This is a genomic window from Paenibacillus sp. S28 (assembly GCF_016624415.1).
GTDB classification, from domain to species: Bacteria; Bacillota; Bacilli; order Paenibacillales; family Paenibacillaceae; genus Paenibacillus_AQ; species Paenibacillus_AQ favisporus.
The window spans coordinates 512,630-530,854 of sequence record NZ_JACVTM010000002.1 but is presented as its reverse complement, the minus strand read 5'-3'; the positions used below and the strand labels follow the sequence as shown (position 1 = coordinate 530,854).

Genomic DNA, 18,225 nt, shown 5'->3' with positions numbered 1-18,225 from the left:
TCAAAGCCTCTATTTAATAACTCCTATATTCGGAACAAAATGCTCCGGGCTTGCATATATTGTTTGGTGAAATACCTATCCGCTTGTCAGTTGCCTGGGTTGGATCCGTCTGCAGACAAACTGCCTGCATCCGGCCGACCAAGAGAGGACCGTTCAACCATCGGCATCTTCAGGGCTAAGCAGCTGAAAGAGGTGTCGTATTATTTACAGATGCATAAGGAGGATTTATCCATGCGGGTGGATGTCATTGCCAATGTGGACGAAGTAAGATCGGAGGAGTTTGTGCACAAGAGCGCCGTTGTGATTGACGTGCTGCGGGCAACCAGTACGATGATCACGGCTCTGGCCCAAGGCGCTACCGGGCTGATGCCCGTGGAGACGGTTCCTCAAGCCCAGCAGATGCGGGGAGACCAAACGTTTGTCGGTGGAGAACGGTATTATAAAAAAATCCCCGGTTTTCAAGCCGGGAATTCGCCGCATGATTATATGACCCCTGAGGTTGCCGGAAAGCTGGTGGTGCTGACCACATCGAACGGGACCCGAGGGCTGCTCAAATCCCATAAAGCCGCCAGAATATTTGCCGCTTCATTTATGAATGGGACGGCCTGTGCGTCAGCGCTGTTATCGTTCGGGAAAGATGCCATCCTGCTGTGCTCGGGATGCCGCAACGATTTTTCGCTGGAGGATGGCCTGTGCGCGGGAATGATCATCGATGCGATGGAGTCCATTTCGGAAGCGCCGCTTCAGCTGAATGATCTGGGCCTAGCGATGAAGCATGCGTACCGGCAGTGCAAGGGATCCCTGTTTGAAACCGTAATGGAAGGATGCGCGGCGAAGCAGCTGGTCAAGCTGGGATTTACGCATGACGTCGAATACTGCACAGGGATCGACACGGTCCCTGTCGTGCCGTATGCCAAGTCGGAAATGATCCTGACGCCGTTGTTCGCAATTGCTGCGGACCGCGGATAATCCGAGCCGCGCTGAAATAAACAAAGCCGCCCCCTGCTGTGGGGACGGCTTTTTGTATGAGTATTTGCATTCTGACCTAGCGGCGGTCCTGTGGGCCTCCCACAAACACCTGCGCATCGGTATCGAGGTTGTAGGCGGTATGAAGCGCACTGACGACCTGCTCCAGATTGCCGCCTTCGATGACGCAGGACGTTTTAATCTCGGACGTGCTGACCATTTTAATGCTGACGCCCTGCTTGGAAATGACATCGAACATTTCGGCGGCAACGCCGGGATGGCTGATCATGCCCGCACCTACGATCGATACCTTGACCAGATTGTCTTCCGAGGTGACTTCACGGTACGGAAGGGTGGATCTCAAATCCTTGATGACTTGAAGTGCCTGGCCGCTCTCCGACAGAGAGGTGGTAAAGGAAAAGTCCGCCTTGCCGTCCTGAACGCCGCTCTGCACGATGATGTCCACGTTGATGCCGGCGCCGGCGAGCGCTCCGAACACCGTGGCAAGAACGCCGGGAACGTCTTCCACTCCCAAAATACTGATTCTGGCCACATTTTTATCATAAGCGATACCGCTTACCACTACTCCCTGCTCCATGCTGGTTTCCTCCTTCACAACCGTGCCTTCATTATAGTTAAAACTGGATCTGACGACGAGCTTCACCTGGTGATGCTTCGCGTACTCCACCGCTCGCGGATGAAGAACGGCCGCCCCCAGGTTGGCCAGCTCCAGCATTTCGTCATAAGAAATTTCCTCAAGCTTGCGGGCGCATTTCACGATTCGCGGATCGGTCGAATAAATGCCGTCCACGTCGGTATAAATCTCGCACACATCGGCGCTAATCGCCGCAGCCAGCGCAACGGCTGTCGTATCGGATCCCCCGCGGCCGAGCGTCGTGATTTCCCCTTCTTCGGTCATGCCCTGGAATCCGGCCACGATCACGATGTTTCCTTCCTGCAGGGCTCCAATCACCCGGTCCGGAACGATATCCATGATTCTCGCTTTGCCGTGCACCGGCTCTGTCCGGAATCCCGCCTGCCAGCCTGTCAGCGAAACGGCGCTGCGGCCGAGCTGATGAATGGCCATCGACAGAAGCGACATGGAAATCTGCTCCCCGGTGGTCATCAGCATATCCATCTCGCGTGCAGGCGGATTTGGATTGAGCAGCATCGCCTGATCGATCAAATCATCCGTCGTATCCCCCATCGCGGAAACGACTACTACACACTGGTGTCCTTCGTCCTGTTTCTCGACGATACGTCGGGCCACGCGCTGCATGCGCTCAATATCTCCGACGGAACTGCCTCCGAATTTCATGACGTACAGTGACAACTTCGATTCACTCCCCACTCATTGTACAACTGGGCATTATGCAATCATTTCCCACGCCGGTAAAACCGCCCGATCCTATTTCTATATGCGATCAGCACCCTTTTCGCCAATAGACTGGCCATGGTGAAAAAAGCAGGATCTCATGTTGCAAAATGCTGACAACTGTCTAATTTTACGCTTTAAACTAGTATAATACGAAAGTATGCCCGATTGTTAATGTTTTTTCATGGGATTATACAAAAAATCCTCCTTTCAGAAGGAAAGGAGGATCGGCTTAGCCCTGTCGGGTGTTAAGCAATTCTATCGCCGGCTTTACGCGCGGGAGATATATTTGCCTTCACGGGTGTCGATCAGAAGCACATCGCCTTCATTGATGAACAAAGGCACCTGAACGTTCAGGCCGGTTTCCAGCTTCGCGTTCTTCGTCGCCCCTGTAGCCGTATTTCCTTTAATGCCCGGCTCGGTTTCAACAACCTTCAGCTCGACGCTGGTCGGCAGGTTGATCCCGAGAATTTCGCCCTGGTAGCTGACGATATTCACGTTCATATTCTCTTTGAGGAAGTTCAGTTCCCACTCCAGCTGATTGCTGTCCAGCGTGAACTGGTCGTAGGTTTCGTTGTCCATGAACGTATGCTCTTGACCGCTTGCATACAGATAAGAAACGCCGCGGTTTTCGATGATGGCACGGCCGATCGTTTCACCTGCGCGGAATGTGCGCTCAACGGTGTTGCCGTTGCGGAGGTTTTTCAGCTTCGAACGTACGAAGGCTGCCCCTTTACCCGGTTTAACGTGCTGAAAATCGAGAACGGTAAAGATGTCGCCATCGACTTCCACCGTCAGACCTGTTTTAAAATCGTTAACTGAAATCACTGAAATGCCCTCCTAAAGGTTTAAGTATATATTGCATTTATCACGCCGGTAATACGGTGAAATCTTTAGACGAATGCGTCAAGATCACAATTCCCGTCTCCGTGATCACAATATCGTCTTCAATGCGCACGCCACCGAGACCCGGCAGGTAAATACCCGGTTCCACGGTCACGACCATACCCGGCTTAAGTACATCGTCGCTCAGCTTGGACAGGCGAGGCATTTCATGAACCTCCATGCCGAGGCCATGCCCCGTGCTGTGGCCGAAATTGTCGCCGTAGCCGTACTTCGTGATGATATCGCGTGCAAGCGCGTCCGCTTCGCGGCCGGTCATCCCCGGCTTGATGTTCTGAAGTGTGTGGAGCTGGGCTTCCAGCACAATGTCATAAATTTCTTTAAGCTTCGGATCCGGATCCCCGATCGCAATCGTCCGCGTCAAATCGGAGCAGTATCCGTCAAGCAATGCGCCGAAATCGAACGTGATGAGCTCGTTTCCGGCAATCACCCGTTCGCTGGCAACGCCGTGCGGCATGGCGGAACGCTCTCCGGATGCGACGATCGTATCGAAGGAGGATGAAGTGGCACCGTGGCGGCGCATGTAAAACTCCATCTCCAGGTCGACTTCCCGCTCCGTCATTCCCGTCTTGATAAACCCGAGAATATGCTTGAACGTATCGTCGGCCAAGTCCGCCGCTCTCTGCATCACCTTCAACTCTTCTTCATCCTTGAAGATACGAAGCTTCTCCACAAGGCCGGAAACCGGCACGAGTTGGATTGGCTTAAGCTGCTCCGCGTAAGCGGTGTATCCGGCAAAAGATACGTCATCCTGCTCGAAGCCAAGCTTGCCGATGTTTGCGGAAATCAACAGCTCCTTTACCGTTTCCGTGACCTTCGGCCCGTGCTCGACGATCGTAAATCCCTTCGCTTGCTGCGGTGCCTGGGTCATGTAACGAAAGTCGGTCAGCAGGTACGCATCATGCAAAGTGATGAGGACGTATCCCGATGAACCGGTAAATCCCGTCAAATAACGGCGGTTAATGGAACTGGTTACAAACATGGCTTCCACATTGGATTGCTGCATCGCTTCACGCAGCTTGTTCACTCGATTGATGCTCATCGTTACACTCCTCTCTCATGTACAGCTTTCCCCGGGGAAAGAGGCAGCGACTACTGTCCCTGACTTTCCAAGTGGCGCAGCAGTGCCATCATGCCGAGTTCATAGCTGACAGCGCCGAATCCGGCAATTTGACCTACGGCCACGGGAGCAATCACGGAAGTATGGCGGAACGTCTCCCTTGCGTGAATGTTCGACAAATGGACTTCCACCGTCGGAATTTTAACGGAACTGATGGCGTCCCGGACGGCATAGCTGTAATGAGTCAGCGCGCCCGGATTCAGAACGATGCCGTCGGCATGACCCAGCGCGGCGTGGATCCTGTCAATGATATCTCCCTCATGGTTGGACTGATAAAATGTGACGGACACGCCCAGGGCCTCCGCTTTCTCAAGCAGGCCTTCTTCAATCGACGCAAGACTTTGAGAGCCGTACACGCCAGGCTCCCGGAGTCCGAGCAGATTCAGGTTCGGTCCGTTGATCACCCAAATGGTTCTCAAAATGGTATTCCCACCCTTTGTCGTCAAATAACCATCTGCTATTTTAACATAGGGGATGTCTTCTTGAGAAGTTTTTTTGCTCTAGTGCGCCTTCGCCCTGCCGGGTTCCCGTTTGCGCTCATCCGTAAATTCGAAAGCCGCTGTGTATCCGATGAACAGTCCCCACAGCAGGTACAAGCAAAATTCGGTGATGATCGTGTTCCAGGTCAGATGGTTGAGACGATTCATCATACCGAGTGCGGGACCCGCCACAAACAGGACAGCCCACCAGCAGATACCGTATACAATACCCGGCCACGGACCGGCCAGCTTCCGGAACAGCAGCGTATAGATGACCGCCGCGACCATGGAAAACGCAATAAAAAAGAGCCAGCCAAGCAGATCTCCTGACCCGCTTTTCAAAAAAGAATGCTTGAAGAAAGGCTCGGCCAAAAAGGCCGGGATGACGATGGTGAAACGCAGCCAATGGAAAACCCAGTGGACCGCCCCCCAGAGCAACCCGGCAAAAAAGCCGAGCTCCAGCGAAAAGCTGAGCGGATTGGTATGGCCAGTATTCGTATGCTGTCGGATGGCAGCTCCCTGTGAACTCACTTTGAATATCACCCTTTTTGTTTTTCTTAGTATGTTCATTTGGGCCCGGGGCTAATCCAACTAGAAATCGCACGGGAAATTCGTTACAATAAAGGCATCACAACTAATCATTCGGGGAAGGTGAATTGTTTGTCGGAGCAATCCAAAACGGTCAGCTACGGTGGCCAAGCCGTCATTGAAGGCGTTATGTTTGGCGGTAAGCACGTCAATGTCACCGCTGTGCGGCGGAAGAATCAGGAGATTACATTTTTGGAGGTGCCGCGCGAGGATAAGCCTTGGGTCGGCAAATTGCGCAAAATCCCTTTCCTTCGAGGTATTGTCAGTATTATAGATGCAAGCGCCAAAGGTACGAAGCACCTGAATTACTCGGCGGAATCCTACGCGGATGACGAAGTGGAGCCGGAGGAGCGCGCCAAGCAAAAGCAGAAAGAAGAATCCGGCTGGAGCTTAGGGATGATTATCGGCGTTGCCGCAGTCGGCGTGCTTTCGTTTCTCGTGGGCAAGCTGGTGCTGACGCTGGTGCCTGTATTTTTAGAGAATTTCATTTTCGGCAAGATGTTTGACAACTATATCCTGCATAACCTTATAGAAGGCGGCATTAAACTGCTGCTGCTGCTCGTTTACCTATGGGGCATTTCCCAGACCCCGGTGATCAAGCGGTTGTTCCAGTACCATGGAGCGGAGCATAAGGTGATCAGCACCTATGAAGCGGGTGAAGAGTTGACGGTAGCCAACGTGCAAAAGCACAGCCGTCTGCATTACCGCTGCGGCAGCAGCTTCATGATGCTGACGATCGTACTGGGCGTACTGATTTATTCGCTCGTTCCGTGGGATAATATGACGCAGCGGGTTCTGCAGCGGATCATTCTGCTTCCGGTCGTCATCGCCATTTCGTTTGAGTTTCTGAAACTGACCAACGCGCTTCGCGACGTACCGGTGCTGCGGTATCTCGGTTACCCGGGCCTTTGGCTTCAGCTGTTGACGACGAAGGAACCGAAGGATGACCAGGTTGAGGTGTCCATCGCCTCCTTCAACCGCATGCTTGAGCTTGACGCCCAGATGGAGAAAGCTCCCGGGGCGGAACAACCTGTGAGAAACGGAGTCTTGGATCCCCTGAAAGGATGAGATGACATGAAAAGGCAGGCTGTAATTTTCTGGATTGCCATTGTACTGGCAGCCATCGGACTGCTCGGCAACATTTTGTTTGGCGGTGCAGGATCGCTTATGAATTTGCTTGTGCCCTTGATCGTGTTCGGTGTCGTTTTCCTGCTGTACAAATTCCCGCCTGCCCGTTACAACAAGCGGCCCAAGGTTAAGCCGTCCCAGCGGACGATGGAGAAATACAATGCGTCCAAACGCGGTCAATCTTCGGCCAAGCGCAAAAATTACCCTTTCCAGGTGATTGAAGGCTCAAAGGGTAAGAATGACGATCAACAACCGAAATACCACTAAGCGCAGTTTGAACATATCAAAAACAAGGCATTCGCCCCTCCTTCTAATGGAGGACCAGCGAATGCCTTTTATTTTTTCTTCGATGTCACGGCTTCCAGCCCGCAAAAAACTTTTTCCCTGCCTGCATGCCGGACTCATACAGCTGCTGGCTTTCTTCCGGTGTAATATGAAACTGCGTCGTTCCAACGCCGAGAGTCGGAATTTTGATCGTCCGGAAACGGTTTTCCTGCTCGATATACCGCTCATCATGAGCGGACAGCATCGTTTCAAACATCGCCTGCAGCATGCTGATCGGCCCGCGGATCAGATGCGGCTTGTTTGTCGTCCTGCCGACCATTTGAAATCCGATCGTCGGAACCGGCTTCTGCCCGGCCCCTTCCGCAGCGTCGTCAAAGAGCCACAGCGGGAAGTTGCTGAGCAGCCCTCCGTCTACAATATAGACAAACTGGTCGACGAACGATTTTCCCCTTGCCGCTTCGCCCGTCATTCTCAGCATGACCGGATCAAAAAAGTACGGAATGCTCGTACTCATCCGGATGGCCTTGGAAACCGCAAACCTCGACGGGTTGGCGCCCAGCTTGCCCAGGTCTTCGGGGAGCACCAGAATGCGCCCGTTCGTAATATCCGAGGCGATGATCATCAGCTTGCCTTGTGGGATATCCGCAAACGTCTTGACCCCTTTGGCCGCCAAAATATGGTGGATCCAGACTTCGAGCGCTTCCCCTGAATACAGCCCTTTCTTCAGCAGCAAGCGCGCGGCGGGTCCGATCACTTTGGTACTGAATATGGGCGCGCGGTGAAGAAAGGACTCAAAAGGGGTCGTCTTCACGATCTCGCTCATCTCGTCTGCCGAAAACCCTGCCGCCAACAGCGCCGCCACAATGGAACCCGACGAGGTACCCGCCACCCGGTTAAACACAACGCCGGCTTGCTCCGCAGCCTTGACAGCCCCCGCCAGTGATATTCCTTTCACTCCGCCGCCCTCGAACACCGCGTTGACGATCATAATAAAACCCCCGTGTCTCAATATCCCACAGTAAGATATGAGCACGGGGGTTCATTCATGACAAGGTTCTATGAATTTATCATTGCTGGTAATAGGCGGTCAGTGCCTGAACGATGCCAAGCGGATTTTTGATCAAATCCTTGGCGCTGTAAAAAATGCTGCCTTTGACTGCATCGTATTTGGTATTGTATTGAAGCTGGTTGATGATCTCCTGCGCCGACTGCCATCCAGCCTCAGCGGTTCCCAGCTTGTACGGGGCATGGCCGATATAGAGATCCACGCCGGTGCCCTGCACTTCTTGCGCCCACCAGTCGACGAGCTTGTCGTACTGGGCGTTCTTGAAGGACATGCTCCAATAAATTTGCGGTGCCACGTAATCGATCCAGTGCTGCTTCACCCAGGTTCTCACATCCGCGGACATGGAGTCGTACGCCGTAACGCCCGCTTTGGTATCAGAACCCGTCGGATCGGTAGACTGGTTGCGCCATACGCCGAACGGGCTGATGCCAAACTGAACGGCTGGCTTGGACGCGTGAATCGATTGGCCCAGCTGCTGCACGAACTGGTTAATGTTATCACGGCGCCAATCCGCTTTGCTCAAGCCCTGCGTATTGTATGCCTTGAAAGCAGCATCATCGTTAAACGTTCCGCTCGACGGATAGAAATAATCGTCCAGATGAACGCCATCGATATCGTACTTGCTTACCACTTCCATCACGACGTCGATAATATGCTGTCTCGCCTCCGGAATACCCGGGTTGATGATCAGCTGGTTATTGACGGATACGACCCAGTCGGGATGCTGAACCGCCACATGATTGGCCGCCAGCTTGCTTGTGGTCGTGTCCAGATTCGCCCGGAACGGATTGAACCAGGCATGGAACTGCATCCCCCGCTTGTGGGTTTCCTCGATCATATACTGGAGCGGATCATATCCCGGATCCTTGCCTTGAGTGCCGGTAAGCACCTTCGACCACGGAACCAGATCCGACGGATACAGCGCATCGCCGGCCGTCCGAACCTGGACGAACACCGCGTTCAGCCCCATGGCCTGCAGCTTGTCGAGCAGAGCGGTATATTCCTGCTTCTGCTGCTCGATTTTGCCGTAAGAGGACGTTGTCGGCCAATCCAGGTTGTACACGGTCGAGATCCAGGCTCCCCGGAGCTGGCTGGAGCTGCTTCCCCCGCCCTCAGCAGGCGGCTCGGTAGGTATGTAAGCACTTGATGTTAAGGTAATCGTTCTTGCCACCTGGTCCCAGTCTACCTGCAGACCGAGCTGTTCGCCGACAAAACGGAGAGGGACCAGCACGCGGCCACCCCGAAGCTGCACGGAGGCATCAAGGGCGACAGAGGCTCCATCCACCAAAGCCGTCTTTTTGCCGCTGGTCAACGTAATCGTATGACCTCCGCCCGAAATATCAGCGGTTTTCGCGCTTTGTTTCCATGCGACGGCCGCCCCCAGCCCTTCGCTGATCACGCGGATCGGAACCATCGTCACATTCACTTTTGGCATGATGTACGGAGGGATATCGCTGACCAGCTGCTTCCCGTCCAGGACCATTGTGATGTTGTTTGCAGCCTTCGCCTGCTGCCCCGTAAACGGAATCAGCAGCACCAACAGCAGCGATGCCACAATCCACCTATGAAACTTCCGAAACGCCATTCTACTAATCCTCCACTTTTGATAGATTTGCGGGTAAAAAAATCGGTCATTCGCGCTCTATCTAGAGATCACTAGCCGGCATCAGACAACCTTGGAATCATGATCTGCTGAATAAAGCGCAAACGACCGATCGGGCAGAAAAGCTGTAACCTTTGCTGCGTGTGCAATCCGGGTTTTGCCAGTCTTAGCCCTAAAAATTACCGGATTACGTGCTGGGAATGAAAGAGGCACCTGTCGTTTGAGGGTGCGGACAGATGCCTTGTTTACGAATCGCTGACCAATTCATTATGAATGTTCCGCAGCTCCTCCAGACGCTGTCCATCCCGGCGGAAATACTCCACCAGCGTCTCGATACGCGTTATGGAATCCCAGCTTAAGTGATGCTCGATGCCTTCGACATCTCCATAAATATTTTCCTGCTGAACTCCGATCATCGTCAGGAATTCCTCCAGAAGCTGATGCCGGTCAACCAGGCGTTTGCCCATTTTCTTACCTTTGCTAGTCAGAACAAGGCCTCGGTATTTTTCATAAATCAAATATTCGTCCTTGTCCAATTTCTGGATCATTTTGGTAACGGATGAGGGATGAACCTCCAAGCCTTCGGCAATGTCCGAAACACGCGCGTATCCCTTCTCGTCAATCAATTTATAGATACGCTCCAAATAATCCTCCATGCTGGGCGTTGGCATTATATTCCCTCTTTTCTGTAATAAACGTCAATCATCTGGCCCGATTACCTGCTCTTGTAATGATACATGTTCTCAAGAGGACTTGGCAAGTCCTGCCGCCTGTCGCGCTTCCCATCCTGGTCAGTAATTGCCACGGGTTGCCCCTGCTACCCGCACACATACTAAACCGAAGCACTCATATTTTCCTCGAAAGGAGCCGTTCTATGGGTACTGGCGTTAAAGAAAAACCCAGGCGGACGCTGCGGCCGACCAAGCCGTTTGTCCCCGATCTTGTTTATTTTGAACCGGATGCGCTGAACTATCCCAAAGGCCAGCACATCATGGAATGGGTCAAGTCCAAAGACATCCCTTACCGTATGACCAGCTCTCATAACCGGATCACCAATTTACCAGGCGAAACCGATCAGGAAAAATACAGGAACGCCAAACGAACGCTCGTCGTCGGCGTGCGGAAAACGCTGAAGTTCGACCAGTCCAAGCCTTCGGCTGAATACGCCATCCCAATCTCAACCGGGTGCATGGGTCACTGCCATTACTGCTATCTGCAGACGACGCTCGGGGCCAAGCCCTATGTCCGTGTCTATGTGAACACACCCGATATCATTGGCGCCGCCAAGCAATACATCGAGGAACGCGCGCCGGAAATCACCCGGTTTGAAGCCGCTTGTACTTCTGACCCGGTGGGACTGGAGCATATTACGGGCTCCCTCGCGGAGCTGATTACCTTCATGGCTGGCGAAGAGTTCGGCAGACTCCGGTTCGTGACCAAGTATCATCATGTCGATCCGCTGCTCTCGCTGAAGCATAACGGCCATACCCGCATCCGGTTCAGCATCAACTCGGACTACGTCATCCGCAACTTCGAGCCGTCCACTTCGCACTTCGAGGAACGGATCGAGGCCGCGGGAAAGGTCGCCAGGGCTGGCTATCCACTCGGTTTCATCATCGCCCCGATCATTTGGTATGACGGCTGGCAGGACGGCTATGCCGAGCTTCTGAAGCGTCTGGCGGATACGCTCCCGACCGAGGCAACGAAGGATTTGACGTTCGAAATGATTCAGCACCGCTTCACGAAAACCGCCAAAAACATCATTGAGCAGCGCTATCCCAAAACCAAGCTGGAGATGGATATCGCGAGGCGCAAGCAAAAATGGGGACGCTGGGGCCAATTCAAATACGTGTACCCGGATGAACAGCAAAACGCCCTGCGCGAGTTTATCACAGAGCGGATTTTTGAGCACTTTCCGGAAGCTACCATCGACTATTTCACCTAAAACTTAAGCCATTCGGGCGTGATGGCCTGCAGCCAAATCGTAATTTTGGTCATTTGATTCGTGAACAGCAGTACACCCATAAACAGCATGAGCGCCCCACCGATTTTCATCATCATCCCCGAGTACTTCACAATCCACTTGGTGGACCCGATGAAGAAGGCAAGCACAAAAAATGGAATGGCAAATCCGACGGTATAGGCCGTAATCAGCGGAAACCAAGCACCGGGTTCGGTCGTTGCCAAAGCGATGATCGCCGCCAGGATCGGGCCAACGCAAGGAGACCATCCGGCAGAAAAGCCGATCCCGAAAATAAAAGAACCTATGTAACCTGCGGGCTTGAACTTCAGATCCATCTTAAACTCGCGCATCAAAAAGCGCGGCTGAAAGATGCCGATCAGAAACAGCCCCATCAAAATGATTAACAGCGCCGACAGCTGGCGGATCAGATCCCGGTTGTTGTTAAAGAAGCTGCCGAACAAGCCGGCTCCGACCCCGAGCGTATAGAATACGGCGGAAAAACCTAAAATAAAGGCCAGCGTATGACTCATCGTCCGGTAACGGACTTCTTTTTTGTTCTGCTCCGTCTTCAGCGTCTGTACCGACATCCCGGTAATGTAGGAAATGTAGGACGGATACAGCGGCAGGCAGCACGGAGAAATAAAGGAAGCCAGTCCGGCGAAGAAGGCAAGCCATATATTCAAGTTTGACAAGGACAAGTACCTCCTACGTTGATAATCCCTTCTTGCCCACCATCGTCAAGATCAGCAGCGCAATCAGCAGCAGCACGATGGTTGCTCCCGGAGCCAGGTTCCAAACGCCGGCAATCACAAGTCCCCCCACAACCGCAATCTCCGAAATGACCACCGACAGGATGACGGAAGATTTGAAGCTTCTGGCGATCAGGAGGCTGATAGCGACAGGAATGGTCAGCAGTGCCGATACGAGCAAAGCGCCGACGATTTTGATGGCCGTGCTGATGACGAGGGCCGTCAGGACGGTGATCAGCATGTTCATCATGCGCACAGGCAGACCGCTTACGCTTGCGGCGTCCTCTTCAAAGCTCAGCAGGAAAAACTCTTTGAAAAAGAGCGTAATAACGACCACGACGACCAGCGTCACAGCCCCTACCACGTACAGATCCTGGGTATCCAGCGTATAAATGCTGCCGAACAAATAGCTCATCACATCTGTATTGTAACCCATCCCGAGTGTGAAAAACAAAGAAGCCAGCGCAACACCGCCGGACATAATGATCGCTATCGACAGCTCGGCATAGCTTTTATAAGCTTTTCTGAGCTTTTCTATCGCAAAGGAAGCCAGAACCGCAAATACAAGACCTGCCCCCAGAGGATACAGATTAATCAGAAAACCAAGCGCCACCCCGGCGATCGTGACATGCGCCAGCGTGTCCCCGATCATGGACAGGCGCCGCAGCACGAGAAAAATGCCGATCAGCGGTGCGGTGATCCCGATCAGCAGACCGCCGGCAAGCGCCCTTTGAAAAAAATCACTGAGGATAATTTCTATAGCCAACAATAACGACTCCTTCGGATGCTTTTAATATGTTGTAAACGATCGTGCTTTTATGACAATGAGTGCTGCAGGTCCTGAGCCTCGCAGTCCTGAATCTCATGGGAATGTCTGACGAAAAATTCGATCTTGCCGTTCTTCTGCTTCGGCTTCTCGCCCAAATATCCCTCGATCATGTCCATATCGTGCGACACCATCAGCAGCGTCATATGATGATGCCTGTGCATGTGGGTAATCAGCTCGAAAAATCCGGCCTGCGTCTCCGCGTCAATGCCCACCGTGGGCTCGTCCAGTATGAGCAGATCTGGGTTGTTGATCAGCGCCCGCGCCAGAAAGGCGCGCTGCTGCTGACCGCCGGACAGCTCACCGATCCGTTTGCCGGCGATGTCTTGAATCCGCATCACCTCAAGCGCATCGTCACACTGCTGCTGCATGTGTCTGTTTACCCGGCGGAACAGGTTTTTGTTATTGTACAGCCCGGAAAGGACCACCTCGCGAACAGTAGCCGGAAACAACGGGTTAAACGAATTTTTCTGCGGGACATAGCCTACCCGCTCCCAGTCTTTGAACCTGCGGATCGGCTGGCCGAACAGCCGGATGCTGCCCTGGCCGCTGGGCAGAAGGCCGACGATCATCCGCAGCAGCGTCGTCTTGCCCGCCCCGTTGGAGCCGATAATGCCGACAAAATCGCGTTCTTTCACGGTAAAGTTCAGATCGTGGATGACTTTTTGGTCCCTGTATGAAAAGGAGATGTTCTCCATCTCGATAATCGGTTGATGACAATCGTCAATCATCGGCGTAAACATGCGAAATCCGCCTTTCTGTTAGTTGCTTCATTTATTGTAATGCGAGAATGAGATTATGCAAATTTTTGTCCATCAAGGTAAAATAGTCGTCGCCCTTCTCCTGCTCCTCCTTCGTCAGTCCTTCGAGGGGATTCAGGACGGACACCGTCGCTCCGGTCTCGGAAGCCAGCGTTTTGGCCAGCCGGTCGGAGACCAGCTCTTCGAAAAAGATATATTTGATTCCTTCCGACTTCACCAGGTTCGACAGCTCCACCAAATCGCGGGCCCGGGGCTCGGCATCCGGCGACAAGCCCATGATGGGATGCTGCTCCAAGCCGTAATCGCGGCACAAGTAGCCGAAGGCCTGATGGGATACGACGATTTTGTGATGCGGAACCTGCGACAGCTCCGTCTCGAACTTGCGGTCAAGCTCCTGCAGCTTCCGGCTGAGCTCTGCGTACCGCGCTTCGTAAGCCTGCGCATGCTGCGGATCGGCCTCCACGTAGCTGTTCTTGATGTTCTCGGCCATAATGATGGCCGATTTCGGGCTGACCCAGGTGTGGGGGTCGATGTGATGCTTGTGTCCGGTCCCCATGCCCTCGCCTTCGAGATCATGCCCGCCGTCTTCTTCGCCTTCGATCAGCTGGATGCCCTGGCTGACCTCAACGGCCTTCACCTTGGAGTCCCGGTTCAGCCCTTTCAGAAAATTCGGTACCCAGCCTTCGAGTCCGGCTCCGTTATATAAAAACAATTGCGACTTGGACGTGTTCACGATATCCTGGCTCCGCGGCGTCCAATCATGCGGTTCAACGCCCGCCGGCAGTAAATTGATGACGTTGGCGTCCTCGCCGCCGATTTCCTTGGCAAACTCATAAATCGGATAGAACGTCGTAATGACATTCACTTTATCCGGATCCAGCTGTGCGTTCCCTGAGTTATCGCAGCCGGCAAAAACCAGCATGGCCATCAGAAGAAACGAAGGCGCCAGAATCCGCTTGATCACATTTCTCATATTCACAGATGTACGCTCCCACTAATCGTAACTTTTACTAATAAGATTATGAATGGGCTTATTTTATTTGTCAACCTTGGGTGCAAAATTACCAAAGGAAAGCGAACGATACCTGCCGTGGAGTTCTTTGGAGCTTGTCGTGTCTCCCAAGAGATCGATATAACTGGACGACAAAAAGACGGAAGCCCGCTGCTAACGGGATTCCGTCTTCCTATCGACCATACTTACTTATAGGTGCACTATACTTCGCGCCCTACTTCACGACCGCTCCGTTCGGCATGCTGTCCGGCACCGTCGCTAGCGTCAGCTGATCGCCTTGGGATGCCGCCAGAATCATGCCCTGCGACAGCTCGCCGCGCAGCTTCACCGGCTTCAGGTTGGTGACGCAGATGACCTTGCGTCCGACCAGCTCTTCCGGCGTATAGAACTTCGCGATGCCCGACACGACCTGCCGCTGCTCGAAGCCGAGATCCAGCTGCAGCTTGAGCAGCTTGTCGGCTTTCTTGACAGGCTCGCAGGCGATAACCTGAGCTACGCGCAGTTCGACCTTGGCAAAATCCTCAATGCCGATTTCTTCCTTCAGCTCAGGCACTTCCTGCGGAGCAGCCGCTTCGGCCGCCTTGCCGGCTTCCGCTTCCTTCGCGGGAGCTTCGGATCCGGTCATTGCCTGCTTGATGTACGCCACCTCTTCTTCCGCGTCCAGGCGCGGGAAGATCGGGTTGCCCTTCACCAGCTGCGTTCCTTCCGGAATCAAGCCGAACGTCTTGCCGCTGTCCCATTCGGTCAGCTCGCCTTGCTGAATGCCCAGCTGCTCCCAAATCTTCAGCGGAGCCTGGGTCAGGAACGGCTGCAGCAGGATCGAGCCGATCCGCAGGCTTTCGACGAGGTGGGTCATGACAGACGCCAGCTCTTCGCGTCTCGCCTCATCTTTTGCCAGCGCCCAAGGCTGCGTTTCATCGATATATTTGTTGCTGCGGCTGATAAACTGGCCGATGGCCGTCAGCGCAACGGAGAACTCCATATTTTCCATCGCTTCTTCAACTTTTCCGTAAACATCCTTGGCCGCTTCCTCGAGCGACGCGTCAAACGGAGTTACGCCGGAGCGGTACGCAGGAACCCGGCCCTCGAAATATTTGTCGACCATCGCCACCGTACGGTTCAGAAGGTTGCCGAGGTCATTGGCCAGATCGGAGTTGACGCGCTCCACGAAGCTCTCCGGCGTAAACGTGCCGTCCGCGCCGAACGGAACCTCGCGCAGCAGGTAATAGCGGAGAGCGTCCAGACCGTAACGGTCGATGAGCGTGACCGGATCGACGACGTTGCCTTTCGATTTGGACATCTTGCCGTCCTTCATCAGCAGCCAGCCGTGAGCAAACACTTTCTTCGGCAGCGGCAGGTCCAGTGCCATCAGGATGATCGGCCAGTAGATCGTATGGAAGCGGACGATTTCCTTGCTCATGAGATGAACATCAGCCGGCCAGTATTTGTCGAACAGGCTCGTGTCTTCCGAGCCGTACCCCAGCGCGGTGATATAGTTCAGCAGCGCGTCGATCCAGACGTAAACGACGTGTTTCGGATCGCTCTTCACCTTGACGCCCCATTCGTAGGTCGTACGGGATACCGCCAGGTCTTCCAGTCCCGGCTTGATGAAATTGTTGATCATTTCGTTCTTGCGGGATACCGGCTGAATAAAGTCCGGATGGTCCTCATAGTATTGGAGAAGCCGGTCCACATATTTGCTCATCCGGAAGAAATAGCTCTCTTCCTTCACGCGTTCCACCGGCCGGCCGCAGTCCGGACATTTGCCGTCTACGAGCTGCCGTTCCAGGAAAAACGATTCATCCGGCGTACAGTACCAGCCTTCGTACTCGCCCTTGTAGATATCGCCCTGCGCCTGCAGGCGTTCGAACACTTCCTGAACGACCTTCGTATGGCGCGGTTCCGTTGTCCGGATAAAGTCGTCGTTGGAGATGTCGAGCTTCTTCCACAGCTCCTTGATCCCCGCCACGATGTCGTCGACGAACTGCTGCGGCGTTTTGCCTGCTTCAGCCGCTTTGCGCTCGATCTTCTGACCATGCTCGTCGGTTCCTGTCAAATAGCGCACATCGTAGCCGCGCAGCTTCTTGTAACGAACCATCGCGTCGCCGGCCACGGTCGTGTATGCATGCCCGATATGCAGCTTGTCGCTGGGATAATAGATCGGCGTCGTCAAATAAAATGTTTTCTTGTCAGCCATCGTTCATCTTCCTTTCCAAAATCGGCGTTCCTGTATCTTCTGTGTGAACACAAAATAACCCCACGAAGTGGGGCTTTTGCTGTGATACCCTGTTCAGGTACTGTGCGGGGGCCCCGAGGATACAAAAAACTCCCGCCCCTAATGGGACGAGAGATTCCTCACGTGTTACCACCCAAATTCCCTGCGCCTTCACAGGCGGCAGGCTCCATCAGTACCGGCCTGTCTCAGCCGCGCACTGTCCATTATCGCTGGATCACGCCGCTCCCTTACGCATTCTCTAATTAAGAATGCTGCTCGAAAGCGGTTCCTCCCGGACCATCTTCGGAGACTTCGCTTATACCGGCTCTCAGCTGCCCCGGCTCTCTGCAATAAGCTACCGTTCTCGTACTCATCCGTTCCTCGGAAATGTCATATATTCCATAATATACTGAACCCGGATGCCGCGTGTCAAGTCAGGTGTCCCTCGCTTTCGGAAGGATGAGGGGCGCCTGCGGCCCCCTTCTCCTTCCGCGGGGGAACCAGATCCACGCCCCCCGGATGAAACGGATGGCACTTGGCGATCCGTTTCATGGCGAGCCAGGATCCTTTGGCGGCCCCGTGCACCTCGATCGCTTCCATTGCGTACGCCGAGCATGTCGGGTAGAAACGGCAGGTCGGCGGTTTTAACGGCGAAATGTATTTGCGGTAAATGACGATGGGACATTGGACGATTCTTCGGGATACGCCCATGGCATTAATGCTCCCCGCTGCGCCCGGACACCGGATTGACACTCAGCCCCGCATCCGCAGGCTGCCGGCAGTCTTTACAATATCCGAATACTTCAAATTTATGCTTCACGACCTGAAATTCATCGGGCGTATCCGTCATCGACACCGGGCAAAAGCTGATCGGATACGTCTTCTCGCATTGCAGGCAGATCATGTGATGATGGTGGTGGTCTTCGCTGCAGCTGGCTTTGAATTTGACTCCGTCCTCAAACACGATCTGTTCGAGAACGCCAAGCTCCTGCATGACCCGCAGATTGCGGTATACGGTATCGAAACTGAGTCCGCTGTATTTTTTGCCCATAAACTCATAGACATCCTTGGCTGACAAATAACCCGAATGTTCACCAAATAATTTGGCGAGCGTCTTGCGCTGGTCGGTTATGCGCAGTCCCTGCTCGGACATGGCGTCAATAATCTTCTCCGTCGAAAGCATACG

The 18,225-nt window shown here is 53.7% G+C and carries 19 protein-coding genes; 4 read left to right on the top strand and 15 right to left on the bottom strand.

Annotated features, from left to right (window positions below):
* Positions 1–231 precede the first annotated feature (231 nt).
* Positions 232–969: a 2-phosphosulfolactate phosphatase gene (locus tag IAE55_RS06835; RefSeq protein WP_105444629.1), complete on the top strand. Its 738-nt coding sequence runs from the start codon at positions 232–234 to the stop codon at positions 967–969.
* 76 nt (positions 970–1,045) lie between these two features.
* Here the strand turns inward: IAE55_RS06835 and IAE55_RS06830 are convergent, their stop codons facing one another.
* The 5 genes from IAE55_RS06830 to IAE55_RS06810 all read right to left on the bottom strand — a co-directional run bounded on the left by IAE55_RS06830 (position 1,046) and on the right by IAE55_RS06810 (position 5,374).
* A complete protein-coding gene (locus IAE55_RS06830; protein WP_105444628.1) occupies positions 1,046–2,299 on the bottom strand; it encodes an aspartate kinase in 1,254 nt (417 codons plus the stop codon).
* A 312-nt stretch (positions 2,300–2,611) separates the two neighbouring features.
* The gene (gene efp / locus IAE55_RS06825; protein ID WP_105444627.1) at positions 2,612–3,169 is read right to left on the bottom strand and encodes an elongation factor P; all 558 of its coding nucleotides are present in this window, start codon (positions 3,167–3,169) and stop codon (positions 2,612–2,614) included.
* A 40-nt stretch (positions 3,170–3,209) separates the two neighbouring features.
* Positions 3,210–4,286: a M24 family metallopeptidase gene (locus IAE55_RS06820; protein WP_076170003.1), complete on the bottom strand. Its 1,077-nt coding sequence runs from the start codon at positions 4,284–4,286 to the stop codon at positions 3,210–3,212.
* Positions 4,287–4,336: 50 nt separating this feature from the next.
* Complete coding sequence (aroQ, locus tag IAE55_RS06815) at positions 4,337–4,783, bottom strand: type II 3-dehydroquinate dehydratase (protein WP_116229636.1); 447 nt, start codon at positions 4,781–4,783, stop codon at positions 4,337–4,339.
* 81 nt (positions 4,784–4,864) lie between these two features.
* Positions 4,865–5,374 (bottom strand): YqhR family membrane protein, encoded by a 510-nt coding sequence (locus IAE55_RS06810; RefSeq protein WP_240913293.1) that lies wholly within the window; start codon positions 5,372–5,374, stop codon positions 4,865–4,867.
* A gap of 129 nt (positions 5,375–5,503) precedes the next feature.
* Here IAE55_RS06810 and IAE55_RS06805 point away from each other — a divergent pair, with 129 nt between their 5' ends.
* Both IAE55_RS06805 and IAE55_RS06800 read left to right on the top strand, forming a co-directional pair.
* On the top strand, positions 5,504–6,499 hold the full coding sequence (locus IAE55_RS06805) for a DUF1385 domain-containing protein (RefSeq protein ID WP_076170001.1): 996 nt from the start codon (positions 5,504–5,506) through the stop codon (positions 6,497–6,499).
* Between the two features lie 6 nt (positions 6,500–6,505).
* On the top strand, positions 6,506–6,826 hold the full coding sequence (locus IAE55_RS06800) for a hypothetical protein (RefSeq protein WP_076170000.1): 321 nt from the start codon (positions 6,506–6,508) through the stop codon (positions 6,824–6,826).
* Positions 6,827–6,911: 85 nt separating this feature from the next.
* Here IAE55_RS06800 and IAE55_RS06795 read toward each other — a convergent pair whose 3' ends face one another.
* The 3 genes from IAE55_RS06795 to mntR all read right to left on the bottom strand — a co-directional run bounded on the left by IAE55_RS06795 (position 6,912) and on the right by mntR (position 10,184).
* A complete protein-coding gene (locus IAE55_RS06795; RefSeq protein ID WP_105444624.1) occupies positions 6,912–7,832 on the bottom strand; it encodes a patatin-like phospholipase family protein in 921 nt (306 codons plus the stop codon).
* A 79-nt stretch (positions 7,833–7,911) separates the two neighbouring features.
* Positions 7,912–9,495 (bottom strand): family 10 glycosylhydrolase, encoded by a 1,584-nt coding sequence (locus IAE55_RS06790; RefSeq protein WP_145158392.1) that lies wholly within the window; start codon positions 9,493–9,495, stop codon positions 7,912–7,914.
* 263 nt (positions 9,496–9,758) lie between these two features.
* Positions 9,759–10,184, bottom strand: a complete 426-nt coding sequence (gene mntR, locus IAE55_RS06785; protein WP_076169997.1) for a transcriptional regulator MntR — start codon at positions 10,182–10,184, stop codon at positions 9,759–9,761.
* 203 nt (positions 10,185–10,387) lie between these two features.
* On the opposite strand from mntR, the gene splB reads away from it, so the two are divergent.
* Positions 10,388–11,458: a spore photoproduct lyase gene (gene splB, locus IAE55_RS06780; protein WP_145158390.1), complete on the top strand. Its 1,071-nt coding sequence runs from the start codon at positions 10,388–10,390 to the stop codon at positions 11,456–11,458.
* Here splB and IAE55_RS06775 read toward each other — a convergent pair.
* The 7 genes from IAE55_RS06775 to IAE55_RS06745 form a co-directional block, all read right to left on the bottom strand.
* On the bottom strand, positions 11,455–12,168 hold the full coding sequence (locus IAE55_RS06775) for a cytochrome c biogenesis CcdA family protein (RefSeq protein ID WP_076169995.1): 714 nt from the start codon (positions 12,166–12,168) through the stop codon (positions 11,455–11,457). The genes splB and IAE55_RS06775 overlap by 4 nt on opposite strands.
* A 13-nt stretch (positions 12,169–12,181) precedes the next feature.
* The gene (locus IAE55_RS06770) at positions 12,182–12,985 is read right to left on the bottom strand and encodes a metal ABC transporter permease (protein WP_200631705.1); all 804 of its coding nucleotides are present in this window, start codon (positions 12,983–12,985) and stop codon (positions 12,182–12,184) included.
* Positions 12,986–13,041: 56 nt separating this feature from the next.
* Entirely contained in the window at positions 13,042–13,749 is a 708-nt protein-coding gene (locus tag IAE55_RS06765; RefSeq protein WP_438822515.1) for a metal ABC transporter ATP-binding protein, read from the bottom strand.
* 76 nt (positions 13,750–13,825) lie between these two features.
* On the bottom strand, positions 13,826–14,785 hold the full coding sequence (locus IAE55_RS06760) for a metal ABC transporter substrate-binding protein (protein ID WP_105444736.1): 960 nt from the start codon (positions 14,783–14,785) through the stop codon (positions 13,826–13,828).
* Between the two features lie 253 nt (positions 14,786–15,038).
* Positions 15,039–17,021, bottom strand: a complete 1,983-nt coding sequence (metG, locus tag IAE55_RS06755; protein WP_145158388.1) for a methionine--tRNA ligase — start codon at positions 17,019–17,021, stop codon at positions 15,039–15,041.
* A 447-nt stretch (positions 17,022–17,468) separates the two neighbouring features.
* Positions 17,469–17,750, bottom strand: coding sequence for a membrane protein insertion efficiency factor YidD (gene yidD, locus IAE55_RS06750; protein WP_200631457.1), 282 nt, complete (start codon positions 17,748–17,750; stop codon positions 17,469–17,471).
* Positions 17,751–17,754: 4 nt separating this feature from the next.
* A complete protein-coding gene (locus tag IAE55_RS06745; protein WP_145158381.1) occupies positions 17,755–18,222 on the bottom strand; it encodes a Fur family transcriptional regulator in 468 nt (155 codons plus the stop codon).
* Positions 18,223–18,225: the final 3 nt, after the last annotated feature.

Coding starts and splice junctions, on each gene's coding strand:
- IAE55_RS06835 (WP_105444629.1), top strand. CDS start 232: ATGCGGGTGGATGTCATTGCCAATGTGGACGAAGTAAGATCGGAGGAG.
- splB (WP_145158390.1), top strand. CDS start 10,388: ATGGGTACTGGCGTTAAAGAAAAACCCAGGCGGACGCTGCGGCCGACC.
- metG (WP_145158388.1), bottom strand. CDS start 17,021: ATGGCTGACAAGAAAACATTTTATTTGACGACGCCGATCTATTATCCC.
- yidD (WP_200631457.1), bottom strand. CDS start 17,750: ATGGGCGTATCCCGAAGAATCGTCCAATGTCCCATCGTCATTTACCGC.
- IAE55_RS06820 (WP_076170003.1), bottom strand. CDS start 4,286: ATGAGCATCAATCGAGTGAACAAGCTGCGTGAAGCGATGCAGCAATCC.
- IAE55_RS06760 (WP_105444736.1), bottom strand. CDS start 14,785: ATGAGAAATGTGATCAAGCGGATTCTGGCGCCTTCGTTTCTTCTGATG.
- IAE55_RS06745 (WP_145158381.1), bottom strand. CDS start 18,222: ATGCTTTCGACGGAGAAGATTATTGACGCCATGTCCGAGCAGGGACTG.
- mntR (WP_076169997.1), bottom strand. CDS start 10,184: ATGCCAACGCCCAGCATGGAGGATTATTTGGAGCGTATCTATAAATTG.
- IAE55_RS06800 (WP_076170000.1), top strand. CDS start 6,506: ATGAAAAGGCAGGCTGTAATTTTCTGGATTGCCATTGTACTGGCAGCC.
- IAE55_RS06765 (WP_438822515.1), bottom strand. CDS start 13,749: ATGGAGAACATCTCCTTTTCATACAGGGACCAAAAAGTCATCCACGAT.
- IAE55_RS06795 (WP_105444624.1), bottom strand. CDS start 7,832: ATGATCGTCAACGCGGTGTTCGAGGGCGGCGGAGTGAAAGGAATATCA.
- IAE55_RS06790 (WP_145158392.1), bottom strand. CDS start 9,495: ATGGCGTTTCGGAAGTTTCATAGGTGGATTGTGGCATCGCTGCTGTTG.